Raw genomic sequence first — 13,287 nt, 5'->3', positions numbered from 1 at the left:
CCCGGGACGCTCTGCGTCCCATCCAAAGCCGAACGCAGAGCGTCCGTTGAGGCATTCCCACGCAGAGCGTGGGAACGATCATCTCCTGCACAGCAGATCAGCGTACGGCACTAACCCCATCCAGGGTCGAAAACGAGGTGTCCTTGGCGGTCAGCAGGAAATCGCGCATATACGGCGCGTCGAGCATGTCGGTGCGAATCGCCGCGTACAGCGTCGCGAACAAGCCCTTTTCACCCAACCGTTTGCCCTTCACATAGCCGCGCGAGCTGTATTCATGCAGCGCCCAGTGCGGCATGCCGCAGACGCCACGGCCGCTGGCGACCAGTTGCATCATCATCACCGTCAGCTCGGAAGTGCGCACCTGCGCCGGTTCGATGTCGGCCGGTTCGAGGAAGCGGGTGAAGATGTCCAGGCGATCGCGCTCGACCGGGTAGGTGATCAGCGTTTCCGTCAACAAGTCTTCAGGAACGATGTACGGCTTGCTCGCCAGCGCATGCTGGTTGGCCACCGCGAGCATGGCCTCGTAGGTGAACAGCGGCACGTAAGTGATGCCGGCAATTTCCAGCGGATCGGAGGTCACCACCAGATCCAGATCGCCACGGGCCAGTGCCGGCAGCGGCGCGAAAGCGAAACCCGAAGCCAGGTCCAGCTCGACTTCCGGCCAGGCATCGCGGAACTGGTCGATGGTCGGCATCAGCCACTGGAAGCAGCTGTGGCATTCGATCGCCATGTGCAGACGCCCGGCGGTGCCACCGGCCAGCCGACCAATGTCCCGTTCCGCAGCTCGCAACAGCGGCAGAGTGGCGTCGGCCAGTTGCAGCAGGCGCAGACCGGCGCTGGTGAAGCGCACCGGTTTGGTCTTGCGCACGAACAACTGCATGCCCATGCGCTCTTCCAGCTCTTTGAACTGGTGCGACAAGGCTGACTGCGTCAGATGCAGGCGGTCAGCGGCATCGACAAGGCTGTCGGCTTCGCGCAGGGCGTGCAGGGTTTTCAGATGTCGGATTTCAAGCACCGGCGGGCTCCATGAAGAAAACTTGTGACGAATGCGTGGAAGGTGAGTTTGTCTCATGAAGCAATCTTTGTCGATCTGCCGGCCAGGATCCGGCGATGCAATCGACAGCGGACCGCTCGGCAGTCTTCATCAAACTGTCATGCAACTGTGGCAGCGCGCTCGCACGAACTTCATCAGACTCGCGCTCTACTGGGGTGCTGCGTTTTGGTGTTTTTCATGTTCAAGAGATTTCTTTCAGTCGCGGCCGCGTTGGCCGCGCTTTTGTTCGGGGCCGGCTCGTTGGCAGCCGCGCGCTGTGATGTCAACGTGCCGACCGAGCACGCCGAGCTGGCGCAGGTCAGTCTTGCCTATCAAAGTATCGGTCGTGCATCGGACCCGGCGCTGTTGCTGGTCATGGGCCTGGGTGGGCAGTTGATCCACTGGCCGGACGAAGTCGTGGTCGCTTTGTGCCAGCAGGGTTTCCGCGTGATCCGCTATGACAACCGCGACGTCGGATTGTCGACCTGGCGGCAGGCACCGATCGAGGCCAATCTGACCTTCGAAGTGCTGCGTTACAAGCTCGGTCTGCCGGTCTCGGCCCCGTACAGCCTGACCGACATGGCCGAGGATGCGCTGGGCTTGATGACGGCGCTGAAGGTTGAGCAATTCCACGTGCTCGGCGCGAGCATGGGCGGGATGATCGCCCAGCACATGGCGGCGATGGCGCCGCAGCGGGTGGAAAGCCTGACGCTGATCATGACCACTTCCGGCGCTGAAGGCCTGCCGGCGCCGAGTGCGGCGCTGGTGCAGTTGCTCTCGCGGCGGGGCGCGCCGAACCGCGAAGTGGCGCTGGAGCAACAGGCCGATCTGCTCGCGGCACTCGGTAGCCCGGCGGTAACCGATGATCGCCAAGCGCTGTTGCAACAGGCGGCGGCGTCCTACGACCGCGCGTTCAACCCCGAAGGCGTCAAACGGCAGATCATGGCGATACTTGCCGAACCCAGTCGCGTGGCTTTGCTCAATCAACTGCGCGTGCCGACCCTGGTGGTGCATGGCACGGCAGATCCGCTGCTGCCGGTGATGCACGGCGTACATCTAGCGGCGCACATTCAGGGCAGTCAGTTGAAACTGATTCCGGGGCTGGCGCATCGCTTTCAGGAGGCGTTCAAGGAACCGTTGCTGGCGGCGGTGCTGCCGTATCTGCAGGCGCATCGCGAGGATACTTCGCATTGGGCGCAGGTCGATCCGGCGGCGCCGAACAATCTGCTGTAACAGTGCCAGCATCCTGTCGCCAAAAAAATATCAATGTGCCACTATTGTTTGCCGCGTTGTTGCCGATAAGGCGCAGGAACGTTTTCAGACATAGGGACTTGATCCATGATTTTTCGCGCTACACGTCAATGGGCCGCGCTGGCTCTGCTCGCCGTACTGACTCTCACCGGCTGCGCCCATGTGCAACCGCCCGTGGCCCTGGACAAACAGTTCTGGGATGCCAAAGAGCCGACCATCGGTGTGGCCATTACCGTCGTACCGTCGCCGGTGCTGGCGCTGACCGGCAATCAGGGCATCCTCGATTACGCCATCAATGCCGGCGTCAACAGCAAGCTCAGCGCCAATGTCGAGACCTGGCAGGTGCGCGATCTGGAAACCCTGCCCGACGCCATCGTCGCCAAGCTGCAAGCCAAGGGCTACAAGGCCAAGCGCATTGATGAAAAGGTCGATCTGAAGACCTTCAAGGAAGTCGATTTCCGCGAGGGCTACATGACCAAGGACCTGTCGCCGATGAAAGCTGCCCACGGCATCGACCGTCTGTTGCTGGTGTCGATTTATGCCACCGGTGCCACCCGTAGCTACTACAGCATCGTGCCTACCAGCGTGCCGATGGCCCAGGTCGGCGGCCAGGGCATGGTGATCGATCTGTCGGACAACAAACTCTTGTGGTACCAGCCATTCGCCGCTGTGCAAGCCGCGCAAGGCGAGTGGGACGAGCCGTCTTACACTAACCTGTCCAACGCGTTTTATCAGGCGATGGATAACAGCCGTCAGCAAATGATCGCCCCGTTCGCGCAATGAAACGTCTGGCGCTGACCCTCGCGGTGATCTCGCTGCTGGTGTTGCCTGGCTGTGCGCAGAAACCGGCACCCGAGGCCGGTTTCAAGGATCAGGCCGCCATGAGCTATGTGCAGGCACACGGGCTGAAGGTCGACGTGCAACTGCCGGCGGAGTTTGTCGGCGCCAGCACGGTGATCGACAGCAAGGCGGCGGTGAACGCGGCCAATTCCAGTTACACGCTGGTGTCGAGCTCCGGCGCGGGCGCCGGGCTGGCGGGGATTCTGGTGGCCAGTCTGATCAACACGCAAATGGGTTCCGGTACGTTACAGCGCGATGCCGAAAAAGCCGCGCTGAACGAATCGCGGCCGCTGGCCGACCTGCTCGCCGGCGTGCCGTTGCAGGAGCGCTTGCAACAGCGTTTTCAGGCGGCGTCGCAAGTGTCCGGATTCAAGCAGGGGGCAGGTGCGGTGACGGCACGGTTGCTGATCGAACCGAAGCTGATGCTGACGCCCGATCGCGGCAGTTTCGTGCTGGTCAATCAGGTGCAATTGCAGGATATCGCCGGCTCGGCGCTGTACCGCATGCGCATCGAAGTGGCCAGTCAGCCGATCCGTCGTTGCGGCAAGCAATGCATCGATGACGGCGCCCTTGACCTGGCCAAGGTCACCGCCGTGCTGGATGAATGCATTGACGAATCCATGCGCGTGTTGAGCGCCGATCTGATGCAACCGACGCCACCGCCCGCCGCGCAGGAAACCCTGCGTTACGTGCTCGACGGCCAGCGCGTGGTCGAGCGCGGTTATCAGCTGGCGCAGAACGGCAACTACTGGCGCTACCGCAATCTCTACGGTGCGGTGAAGTCAGTGCCGGTGCCGTTCGAGGATGCCTTGTCGTCCGCGCAACTGGCCCGAGTCTACGGTCGCTAGAGGCAGATGCGCGTGGGTTCAGGCATGCAGCCTGACCCACACGCTCACCAGCACCGTCGCCGCTATCAACCAGGCCACCGCCGCCACCGCCAGTGACGCTTCCAGGCGCATGCGGTCGACCATCACATACAACGTCGCCAGGTACACGAAGTAGGGAATGATCGACCACATGCCGAACACGATCGTGGTCTTCAGGTCGTCGACCGAACGGCCCTTGCCGACGATGTAGTGCGCAATCAGGGCAAAGGTCGGGAACAGCGGCACCAGACCGGCGATGTAATAGTTCCTGGTCTTGGACAGCGCCGCGAGGATCAGCACCACTGCGGCGCCGATGGCGGCTTTCAGAATCAGATCCATCAGTGGCTCAGCCCGTACTTTTTGACTTTGTCGAACAGCGTGGTCTTGGCCATGCCCAGTTCCTGGCTGGCCTGGGTCAGGTTGCCGCCGCTGCGTTGCAAGGCGTCGACCAGCAGATTGCGCTCGAACGCTTCCACCGCTTCGGCAAACGCCAGACCCTGGCCGGCGCTGGCCCCGGATTTCTTGAAGGCCGGCAGGCCGAGGGCGAAGCGTTCGGCGACATTGCGCAGTTCGCGCACGTTGCCCGGCCAGTCGTGGCTCATCAGGTTCGACAGGGTCTGGTTGTCCAGCTCCGGTAGTGCGCGATCAAAGCGCAGCGCCGATTGCTGAGTGAAGTGTTCGAACAGTTGCAGGATGTCTTCGCGGCGTTCGCGCAGCGGTGGCAATTCCAGGGTCACGACATTGAGGCGGTAGTACAAGTCGCTGCGAAACTCGCCGGCCTTGCTCGACTCATCAAGGTCGGATTTGGTCGCCGCAATCACCCGGCAATCCACGGCCACGCTCTGGTTCGAGCCGAGACGTTCGAGGGTGCGTTCCTGCAATACGCGCAGCAACTTGATCTGCAACGGCAGCGGCATGCTTTCCACTTCGTCGAGGAACAGCGTACCGCCGTCGGCGTGCTCGATCTTGCCGATGCGGCGTTTGCCGGCGCCGGTGAAGGCGTTGGCTTCGTGGCCGAAGATCTCGCTTTCAAAAAGGTTTTCCGGCAGGCCGCCGCAATTCAGCGCGACGAACTGTTTGCTGTGGCGCCGACTGAAATCGTGCAGGCAACGAGCGACCAGTTCCTTGCCGGTGCCGGTCTCGCCTTCGATCAAGACGTTGGCCGAAGTGTCGGCGACGTTGGCGATCAGTTCGCGCAGGTTCTGCATCGCTGGTGAACGGCCGATGATCCGCCCTTCAAGGGAGTCGCGTTCAGCCAGTTGCCGACGCAACGAGGAAACCTCGCGGGCGAGGCTGCGTTGCTCCAGCGCCCGTCGCGCGACATCGACCAGGCGCTCCGGCGAGAACGGTTTTTCCATGAAGTCGTAGGCGCCTTTCTGCATCGCGCCGACGGCCATGGAAATGTCGCCGTGGCCGGTGATCAGCACCACCGGCAGGCTGCGGTCACGTTGCTTGAGACGGGTGAGCAATTCCAGGCCATCGATGCCCGGCAGGCGGATGTCGCTGATAACGATGCCGGCAAAGTTGTCGCCGACCTGCGCCAATGCTTCTTCGGCACTGCCGACGCCGATGCACGGAATGTCTTCGAGGGTCAGCGCCTGTTGGCAGCCGAGCAGCACATGGGGGTCGTCTTCGACAATCAGCACACTGAGTTCAGGGTTCATATTGGCTCGGCAGGAGTAGGGCTTACCAACGGTAAACTGAGGACGAAAGTGGTGCCACCGCCGGCCGGGTGTTCGACACCCAGGTGCCCGCCGGTAGCGGCGGCGAGGCTGGCGGACAGGGTCAGGCCCAGTCCCAGGCCTTGCTCGCCAGGTTTGGTGGTGAAGAACGGTTCGAACAGATGCTTGCGCGCTTCGGCGTCGATGCCGTGGCCGTTGTCACGCACCCGCAAGCGATACTTGCCGTTGAATTCTTCACCCTCCAGCCACAGTTGCGGCTGCGGTTGCGCGTGCATGGCGTCGAGGGCGTTGCCGATCAGGTTGACGAGGATCTGTTCGAGGCGGGTCTGATCGATCAGCAGCTGCACATCGGCAAACTGCCGGTGAATCTGCAGCGCGGTGTTTTCCACACGCGCGCCGAGCACTTGCAAGGCGGCGTCGACGGCTTTGCCGAGACTGGCCTGACCCTTGTTGTCGCCGCGCCGGGCAAACGAACGCAGGCTGGCGGTGATCCGGCCCATGCGGTCGATCAGGTCGTTGATGGTCTTGAGGTTGGTGCTGGCGACGTCGAGCTGGCCGCGCTCGAGAAAGCGCACGGTGTTGCCCGACAGCGTGCGCATCGCCGCCAGCGGCTGGTTCAGTTCATGGGCAATGCTGGTCGACATCTGGCCGATGGCCGCGAGTTTGCCGGCCTGCACCAGTTCATCCTGGGCGCGGCGCAAAGTCTCCTCGGCCTGGCGGCGCTCGCGGATCTGACTCTTCAGGCGTTCGTTGCTGGCGCGCAGATCGGCGGTGCGTTCGGTAATCCGACGTTCGAGTTGGCTGTTGGCTTCCTGCAACGCTTCGCGGGCGGCGAGGCGGGTGGCGAGGACTTTGCGCCGCTCGTTCCAGGCAATCAGCAGAAAAGCGAACAGGGCAAACGCCACCGCCACCAGAATGCCTTGGTTGATCGCTTCGCGGCGCAGGTCCTGCAACGGCGTGAGCAGGGTGAAATTCCACGGCGTGTCACTCAGCAGTCGGGTTTGCGCCAGATAACTGATGTCGTCTTCGTCGGGCTGTAATTCGCTGTTGGCCGGGAAGGTCAGTTTCTCCACGCCCTCGGCCAGTGTCTCGCGGGCCAGCGGTTGCAGTTCGTTGAGTGGAAACCAGTAATACTGCAGGCTGCGGGCGAGTTTTTCCTTGACCTCGTCGCTGAGCGGGATCACCGATTTCAGCCGTCGCGCCGGATCGCTGGACAGAATGATGATGCCGTTCTCATCGCTGACGAACGCTTCCAGACGCGCCCGTTGCCAGCGCTCTTCCATGGCTTCCAGACGCACCTTGACCACCGCGACACCGATGATCTTGCCGTGCTCTTCGAGGCCGTGGGCGAGGTAGTAACCGGGTTCACCATTGGTGCTGCCGATGCCATAGAAGCGCCCGGGCTGGCCGCGCACGGCGTCCTTGAAATAGGCGCGGAAGGACAGGTCTTCACCCAGGTAACTGTCGACATCGCGCCAGTTGCTGGTGGCCATGACCCGGCCGGTGGTGTCCATGACGTAGATGGCCCGGCTGCGGCTGCGGCGGTTCAGGCCTTCGAGGTAATCGTTGACCGTCTGCCGGTGCTCCGGGGTCGGGTCGGCCAGCAACTGCGGCACACTGGTTTCGAGTTCCAGCAGACTGGGCAGGTAGGTGTATTTGCTGATCTCGCTTTCGACCGCGCGGGCGTGCAGTTCCAGCTGACGCTGACCGTTCTCGCCGAGGCTGCGGATGCCGAAGTGTTCACTGGTCCAGAAGCCGATGAAACCCAGTCCGACCATCAGGGCGATGATCAGCGGCGGCAGAAACAGATGACGGATCAGACGGGGCTTCACGGCAAGTGATGGCTCTGCAGCGCGATAAAGAGTGGGGTCGCATTTCATCACAGATGCCTTGGGTCAACCACAACACTTGTTTGTGCCTGTGGCGAGGGGATTTATCCCCGTTGGGCCGCGAAGCGGCCCCAAAACGATCACTGCGGTTTAACTGAAAGACCGCATGCACAGGTTTTTACGACTGCTGCGCAGCCGGACGGGGATAAATCCCCTCGCCACAGGGGATCTCATTGTCAGGCTGCCCGCACCCCACAGACAGGGTGCGGGTGTGTTGCTTTTAGTGCTGCAGGATTTTCTCAAGGAAGTGCTGCGCGCGTTCGGAGCGGGCGCTGATGTCGCCGAAGAATTCCTCTTTCGGGCAGTCTTCGATGATCTTGCCCTGGTCCATGAAGATCACCCGGTCCGCCACTTTACGGGCGAAGCCCATTTCGTGGGTCACGCACATCATGGTCATGCCTTCGTGGGCCAGCTGCACCATGACGTCGAGCACTTCATTGACCATTTCCGGGTCGAGCGCCGAGGTCGGTTCGTCGAACAGCATGACAATCGGGTCCATCGCCAGCGCACGGGCAATCGCCACACGCTGTTGCTGACCACCGGACAGTTGCCCCGGATGCTTGTGGGCGTGCGCCGACAAACCTACGCGCTCGAGCAGTTGCAGACCTTTTTTGGTCGCCTCTTCCTTGCTGCGACCGAGCACCTTGATCTGCGCGATGGTCAGGTTTTCGGTGATGGTCAGGTGCGGGAACAGTTCGAAATGCTGGAACACCATGCCCACGCGCGAACGCAGTTTCGGCAGGTTGGTTTTCGGGTCGGCGATTGACGTGCCGTCAACCACCACGTCACCTTTCTGGAACGGCTCCAGGGCGTTGACGCATTTGATCAGCGTCGACTTGCCGGAACCCGACGGGCCGCAGACCACGATCACTTCGCCTTTCTTGACCTCGGTGCTGCAATCAGTCAGCACCTGGAAGTCCCCATACCACTTGTTGATGTTTTTGATAGAGATCATACGGCGAACCTTTTTTGCAGACGCTTGACCAACCGCGAGGCGGCGAAGCTGATGATGAAGTACACGAGACCGGCGAAAATCAGGAACTCATTGGAGCGGCCGATGATGTCGCCGCTGGCACGCGAGGCGTTGAGGAAATCCACCAGGCCCACGGTGTAGACCAGCGAGGTGTCCTGGAACAGGATGATGCTCTGCTGCAGCAGCAGCGGGGTCATCTTGCGGAACGCCTGCGGCAGGATGATCAGGCGCATCATCTGCCCGTAGTTCATGCCCAGCGCTTGCGCGGCACCCATCTGGCCTTTGGAAATCGACTGCACACCGGCCCGGACGATTTCGCAGAAGTACGCCGCTTCAAACATCATGAACGCCACGACGCAAGAGGTGAACGCACCGATCGGCGTGTCTTCGCCGGTGATCCAGCGCAGCACGAACGGCACCGCCAGGTAGAACCAGGTGATCACCAGCAGCAGCGGAATCGAGCGGAAATAGTTGACGTAGGCGCCAGCGATGCTCGACAGCAGCTTGTTGTGCGACAGACGGCACAGCGCGAGGATCGTGCCGAGAATCATCCCGCCGATCACGCCCATGGCCATCAGCTTGAGGGTCATCACCATGCCGTTCCACAAACCGGGAATGGCCGGGACGATGCCACTGAAATCGAATTCCATTATTTACCCCCCACGGAGATCAGGCCGGGCACCGCGACTTTCTTCTCGACCAGGCGCATCAGCAGCATCAGGCTCATGTTGAGGGTGAAATAGATCAGCGTTGCCAGGGTGAACGCTTCGAACAGGTTGGCCGAGAACTCGGCGGTCTGTTTGGTCTGCGCCAGCAATTCCATCAAACCGATCAGGGACGCCACGGAGGAGTTCTTGAACACGTTCAAAAATTCCGAGGTGAGCGGCGGAATGATGATCCGGTAGGCCTGGGGCAGCAGCACGTTCCAGTAGATCTGCGGCAGTTTGAAACCCATCGCGCGGGCGGCGGATTCCTGGCCACGAGGCAGCGCCTGGATACCGGTACGCACTTGCTCGCAGACACGGGCGGCGGTGAACAGACCGAGGCAGACGACAACGCTCAGGTAGGCCGAAGTAGTCGGGTTGAGGTCCTGCTTGTACCACTCCTGCAGATCCGGCGGCAGCAGATCGGGCACCAGGAAGTACCAGATGAACAGCTGCACCAGCAGCGGCACGTTACGGAACAGCTCGACGTAGCAGGTCGCGATGCCCGATACGATGCGGTTCGGCACGGTGCGCATGATGCCCAGCAGCGAGCCGAGCAGCAGGGCGATGATCCACGCCACGACGGCGATGGCGATGGTCCAGCCCAGACCGGAGATGAACCAGTCGAGATAGGTCTCGCTGCCCACGCCGGTGGACTTGAAGAACACGCCCCAGTCCCAGTTGTAATTCATTAGGGTCTCCCCTCGATTCGATCGATGTACAAGTGCCCGCCTGGGGAACTCCGTTCCCTCCCCAGTCTTTTTTCAAAGACCGGGCACACGCGATCGGCTCGACAGCCACCGGTTCGAGTGTTTCCAGAAAAATGCCAGCAGGGAGTGACCATCCCCTGAAAAGGCAGGCGCCTCCTCAGGGGATAAGGTTAGTCAGAAAATCAGGACTTCTTGTCGTCAGCCGCTTTGTCGGTCGGATTGGCGATCAGGGTCTTGAGCTCGTCGCTCATCGGGAAGTTCAGGTTCAGGCCTTTTGGCGGAATCGGCTGCATGAACCACTTCTCGTAGATCTTGTTGATTTCGCCCGAAGCGTAGGTGGCCTTGATCGCGTCATCCACAGCCTTTTTGAACGGCTCGTCGCCTTTGCGCATCATGCAGCCGTAGATTTCGTACGACTGTGGCGTGCCGGTCACTTCCCAATCGGCGGCTTTCTTGGCCTTGGCGGCTTCGCCGGCCAGCAGTGCGTCATCCATCATGAAGGCAACGGCACGGCCCGATTCCAGCATCTGGAAGGACTCGCCGTGGTCTTTGGCGGAGATGACGTTCATGCCCATCTGCTTGTCGGCGTTCATCGCCTTGAGGATGCGCTCGGAGGTGGTGCCGGCGGTGGTTACGACGTTCTTGCCTTTCAGATCGTCGAAATCCTTGTACTTGGAGTCTTTCTTGGACAGCAGACGGGTACCGATTTCGAAGATGCCGACGGAGAAGTCGACCTGCTGCTGACGCTCGACGTTGTTGGTGGTCGAACCGCACTCGACGTCCACGGTGCCGTTCTGCACCAGCGGGATACGGGTCTGCGAGGTAACGAGGTTGTATTTGACTTGCAGGTTCGGCAGGTCGAGGTCTTTCTTGATCGCTTCGACGATTGCCAGCTGGATGTCGTGCGAGTAGCCGACCGGCTTGCCGGATGCATCAGCGATGTAGGAGAACGGAATGGAGGCGTCACGGTGGCCCAGGGTGATGACACCGGACTCTTTGATCTTCTTCAGGGTGCCGGTGAGCTCGGCGGCGAAAACTGGCGTGCTGATCAGAGCGGCAGCAATGGCTGCGCCCAGGATATGGGGAACGATGCGCATCAAATTTTCCTCGACATTGTTTTTTTTATGGAGCCAGTTTGTCGGCCCTTTTTGTGCTTCGAATGCCTGACGGCTCCTGAAGTGTCGGCACCGCAGGCATTCGTCGAGAGAGTGTAGAGCATGACTCGTGCCAGACCAGTCACAGTCGGTTAACCAGTTGTTTTATAACGTTATTAAAGTTTTATGGCGGTACTTTTTTGAGGGTGAGATCCGGTTAACCGAATCGACTGTGGAGTCGCGTTCGGAAAACCGAACGATCAAAAGCCCCTCACCCTAACCCTCTCCCGGAGGGAGAGGGGACTGACTGCGGTGGATGGTCGAGTTACGGCGACGTGAGATACCGAGTCGACCTCGGACTTTGGAAGCCACGGAGATCGGCTCCCTTTCCCCCTCTACCCCTTGGGGGAGAGGGCTGGGGTGAGGGGGAAAAGATCTAACTGCCCCAATCAGGTTCAACAAAGTCCACATAACAAAAAGCCCCTGAATCTCTCGATTCAGGGGCTTTCGTTTAAACGGTGAGATCAAGCCGCCTCGATCTTCCGGTTCTGCTCAACCTTGCCCAGATACGTCGACAGCTTCTGCTGTTCCTCCGCAGTGGTGAACAAGCCTAGCTTGGTGCGGCGCCACAGGATGTCGTGCGCCGTAGTGGCCCACTCTTCGCTGCACAGGTAATCGACTTCGCGGGTGTAGAGCCCGCCGCCGATGTGCTCACCCATGTCGGCCAGGCTTTCCACGCCTTCAAGCATGCGCCAGGTGCGGCTGCCGTAGGTGACGGCCCAGCGCCGGGCGATTTCGGTCGGGACGAAATCGAACTTGTCGCGAATTCGCGCGCTCAGCGCCTCTGGCGTGGTCATGTCTTCGCCGCCGGGCAGGGTGGCGGTCGCGGTCCAGCTCGGGCGCATCTGGGTGAAGAACGGCATCAACTGCGCCATCGCCGACTCGGCGAGTTTGCGGTAAGTGGTGAGCTTGCCACCGAACACCGACAGCAACGGCGCTTCTTCGGCACTGCCCGACAGCGCAAGGGTGTAATCGCGGGTCACTGCCGACGGGTTGTCGGATTCGTCGTTGCACAGCGGCCGAACGCCCGAGTAACTGTGCAGGATGTCTTCGCGGCTCAGCTGCTTCTTGAAGTGGGCGTTGACCACTTTCAGCACGTAATCGGTTTCGCCTTCGGTGATCGCCACTTTCGCCGGGTCGCCGGTGTACTCGCGGTCGGTAGTGCCGATCAGGGTGAAGTGGTTCAGGTACGGAATGGTGAAAACGATGCGCTGATCTTCGTTTTGCAGAATGTGCGCATGTTCGCCTTCGTACAGTTTCGGCACGATGATGTGGCTGCCCTGGATCAAACGGATGCCATACGGCGATTCCATCTTCAGGTCGTCACGAATGAACTTCGCCACCCACGGACCGGCGGCGTTGACCAGGGCTTTGGCGGTGATCGAAAACAGGCTGCCGTCGGCGCGCTCCAGATGCAGATGCCACAAACCTTTGGTGCGGCGGGCACTGACACAGCGGGTCTGGGTGTGCACGTGGGCGCCTTTTTCGCGGGCGGCCATGGCGTTCAGGACCACGAGGCGGGCGTCATCGACCCAGCAGTCGGAGTATTCGAAGCCTTTCTTGATTTCGCTTTTCAGCGCGCTGTCGGCGCCGAACTTCAGGCTTTTCGAACCCGGCAGTTTTTCGCGCTTGCCGAGGTTGTCGTAAAGGAACAGGCCGGCACGAATCATCCACGCTGGACGCAGGTGCGGGCGGTGCGGCAGGACGAAACGCATCGGTTTGACGATGTGCGGCGCTTTCGCCAGCAGCACTTCGCGCTCGGCCAGCGCTTCGCGCACCAGACGGAATTCGTAATGCTCCAGATAGCGCAGGCCACCGTGGATCAGCTTGCTGCTGGCCGACGAGGTGTGGCTGGCCAGGTCATCTTTTTCGCAAAGGAACACCGAAAGACCGCGACCGGCGGCATCCGCTGCGATCCCCACGCCATTGATCCCGCCGCCAATCACGGCAACGTCATAGATCTCGGAGAGAGGGGGCGTACGCAAGGTAGAGGTGGACATCGGCTGGCCTCGGTTCTTTTGGTTTTATGTATTGGAAATCGAACATTAATGTTCATTTGCGAAAATGGTAGCCCATAAACACGCGCGCAGCCAGTCGCGTTCGATTGAAAAAACTCATCGAAGGGCCGAGAAAGGAAAATATCCGAACATTAAAAGCAAAAGATCGCAGCCTTCGGCAGCTCCTA

At 60.8% G+C, this 13,287-nt stretch carries 12 protein-coding genes; 3 read left to right on the top strand and 9 right to left on the bottom strand.

The window, feature by feature from the left end; genetic code table 11:
- Positions 1-97: 97 nt before the first annotated feature.
- A complete protein-coding gene (gene metR, locus F8N49_RS18585; RefSeq protein ID WP_016773382.1) occupies positions 98-1,015 on the bottom strand; it encodes a transcriptional regulator MetR in 918 nt (305 codons plus the stop codon).
- A 216-nt stretch (positions 1,016-1,231) separates the two neighbouring features.
- Here metR and F8N49_RS18580 point away from each other — a divergent pair, with 216 nt between their 5' ends.
- The 3 genes from F8N49_RS18580 (at position 1,232) to F8N49_RS18570 (ending at position 3,972) form a co-directional block, all read left to right on the top strand.
- A complete protein-coding gene (locus F8N49_RS18580) occupies positions 1,232-2,266 on the top strand; it encodes an alpha/beta fold hydrolase (RefSeq protein ID WP_151552056.1) in 1,035 nt (344 codons plus the stop codon).
- Between the two features lie 105 nt (positions 2,267-2,371).
- Positions 2,372-3,067: a hypothetical protein gene (locus tag F8N49_RS18575; RefSeq protein ID WP_024014168.1), complete on the top strand. Its 696-nt coding sequence runs from the start codon at positions 2,372-2,374 to the stop codon at positions 3,065-3,067.
- Complete coding sequence (locus F8N49_RS18570) at positions 3,064-3,972, top strand: hypothetical protein (protein ID WP_151552054.1); 909 nt, start codon at positions 3,064-3,066, stop codon at positions 3,970-3,972. The genes F8N49_RS18575 and F8N49_RS18570 overlap by 4 nt, the downstream gene beginning before the upstream one ends.
- Before the next feature lie 18 nt (positions 3,973-3,990).
- Here F8N49_RS18570 and F8N49_RS18565 read toward each other — a convergent pair whose 3' ends face one another.
- The 8 genes from F8N49_RS18565 to glpD all read right to left on the bottom strand — a co-directional run bounded on the left by F8N49_RS18565 (position 3,991) and on the right by glpD (position 13,102).
- Positions 3,991-4,320, bottom strand: coding sequence for a GlpM family protein (locus F8N49_RS18565; protein ID WP_172834034.1), 330 nt, complete (start codon positions 4,318-4,320; stop codon positions 3,991-3,993).
- An 8-nt stretch (positions 4,321-4,328) separates the two neighbouring features.
- Positions 4,329-5,654, bottom strand: a complete 1,326-nt coding sequence (locus F8N49_RS18560; RefSeq protein ID WP_024014166.1) for a sigma-54 dependent transcriptional regulator — start codon at positions 5,652-5,654, stop codon at positions 4,329-4,331.
- Complete coding sequence (locus F8N49_RS18555) at positions 5,651-7,552, bottom strand: ATP-binding protein (RefSeq protein ID WP_073473185.1); 1,902 nt, start codon at positions 7,550-7,552, stop codon at positions 5,651-5,653. Before F8N49_RS18555 ends, F8N49_RS18560 begins: the two co-directional genes overlap by 4 nt.
- Before the next feature lie 229 nt (positions 7,553-7,781).
- A complete protein-coding gene (locus F8N49_RS18550) occupies positions 7,782-8,516 on the bottom strand; it encodes an amino acid ABC transporter ATP-binding protein (protein ID WP_016773390.1) in 735 nt (244 codons plus the stop codon).
- Positions 8,513-9,184 carry an amino acid ABC transporter permease gene (locus tag F8N49_RS18545; protein WP_016773391.1) on the bottom strand — a complete coding sequence of 224 codons (672 nt, stop codon included), beginning with the start codon at positions 9,182-9,184 and terminating at the stop codon, positions 8,513-8,515. The genes F8N49_RS18550 and F8N49_RS18545 overlap by 4 nt, the downstream gene beginning before the upstream one ends.
- Entirely contained in the window at positions 9,184-9,930 is a 747-nt protein-coding gene (locus F8N49_RS18540; RefSeq protein ID WP_056790046.1) for an amino acid ABC transporter permease, read from the bottom strand. Before F8N49_RS18540 ends, F8N49_RS18545 begins: the two co-directional genes overlap by 1 nt.
- Before the next feature lie 200 nt (positions 9,931-10,130).
- Positions 10,131-11,045, bottom strand: coding sequence for a glutamate/aspartate ABC transporter substrate-binding protein (locus tag F8N49_RS18535; protein ID WP_090285892.1), 915 nt, complete (start codon positions 11,043-11,045; stop codon positions 10,131-10,133).
- A gap of 521 nt (positions 11,046-11,566) precedes the next feature.
- Positions 11,567-13,102: a glycerol-3-phosphate dehydrogenase gene (gene glpD / locus F8N49_RS18530; protein ID WP_151552053.1), complete on the bottom strand. Its 1,536-nt coding sequence runs from the start codon at positions 13,100-13,102 to the stop codon at positions 11,567-11,569.
- Positions 13,103-13,287: the final 185 nt, after the last annotated feature.

It is taken from the genome of Pseudomonas sp. GXM4 (assembly GCF_008923895.1).
GTDB classification, from domain to species: domain Bacteria; phylum Pseudomonadota; class Gammaproteobacteria; order Pseudomonadales; family Pseudomonadaceae; genus Aquipseudomonas; species Aquipseudomonas atacamensis.
The sequence above is the reverse complement of the archived record's forward strand: the minus strand, read 5'-3'. Positions and strand labels throughout refer to the sequence as shown.

Bases quoted from the DNA above. Each gene is read 5' to 3' on its own strand.
- F8N49_RS18580 (WP_151552056.1), top strand. From the start codon at position 1,232: ATGTTCAAGAGATTTCTTTCAGTCGCGGCCGCGTTGGCCGCGCTTTTG.
- F8N49_RS18575 (WP_024014168.1), top strand. From the start codon at position 2,372: ATGATTTTTCGCGCTACACGTCAATGGGCCGCGCTGGCTCTGCTCGCC.
- F8N49_RS18570 (WP_151552054.1), top strand. From the start codon at position 3,064: ATGAAACGTCTGGCGCTGACCCTCGCGGTGATCTCGCTGCTGGTGTTG.
- F8N49_RS18560 (WP_024014166.1), bottom strand. From the start codon at position 5,654: ATGAACCCTGAACTCAGTGTGCTGATTGTCGAAGACGACCCCCATGTG.
- F8N49_RS18555 (WP_073473185.1), bottom strand. From the start codon at position 7,552: ATGAAATGCGACCCCACTCTTTATCGCGCTGCAGAGCCATCACTTGCC.
- F8N49_RS18550 (WP_016773390.1), bottom strand. From the start codon at position 8,516: ATGATCTCTATCAAAAACATCAACAAGTGGTATGGGGACTTCCAGGTG.
- F8N49_RS18545 (WP_016773391.1), bottom strand. From the start codon at position 9,184: ATGGAATTCGATTTCAGTGGCATCGTCCCGGCCATTCCCGGTTTGTGG.
- F8N49_RS18540 (WP_056790046.1), bottom strand. From the start codon at position 9,930: ATGAATTACAACTGGGACTGGGGCGTGTTCTTCAAGTCCACCGGCGTG.
- F8N49_RS18535 (WP_090285892.1), bottom strand. From the start codon at position 11,045: ATGCGCATCGTTCCCCATATCCTGGGCGCAGCCATTGCTGCCGCTCTG.
- glpD (WP_151552053.1), bottom strand. From the start codon at position 13,102: ATGTCCACCTCTACCTTGCGTACGCCCCCTCTCTCCGAGATCTATGAC.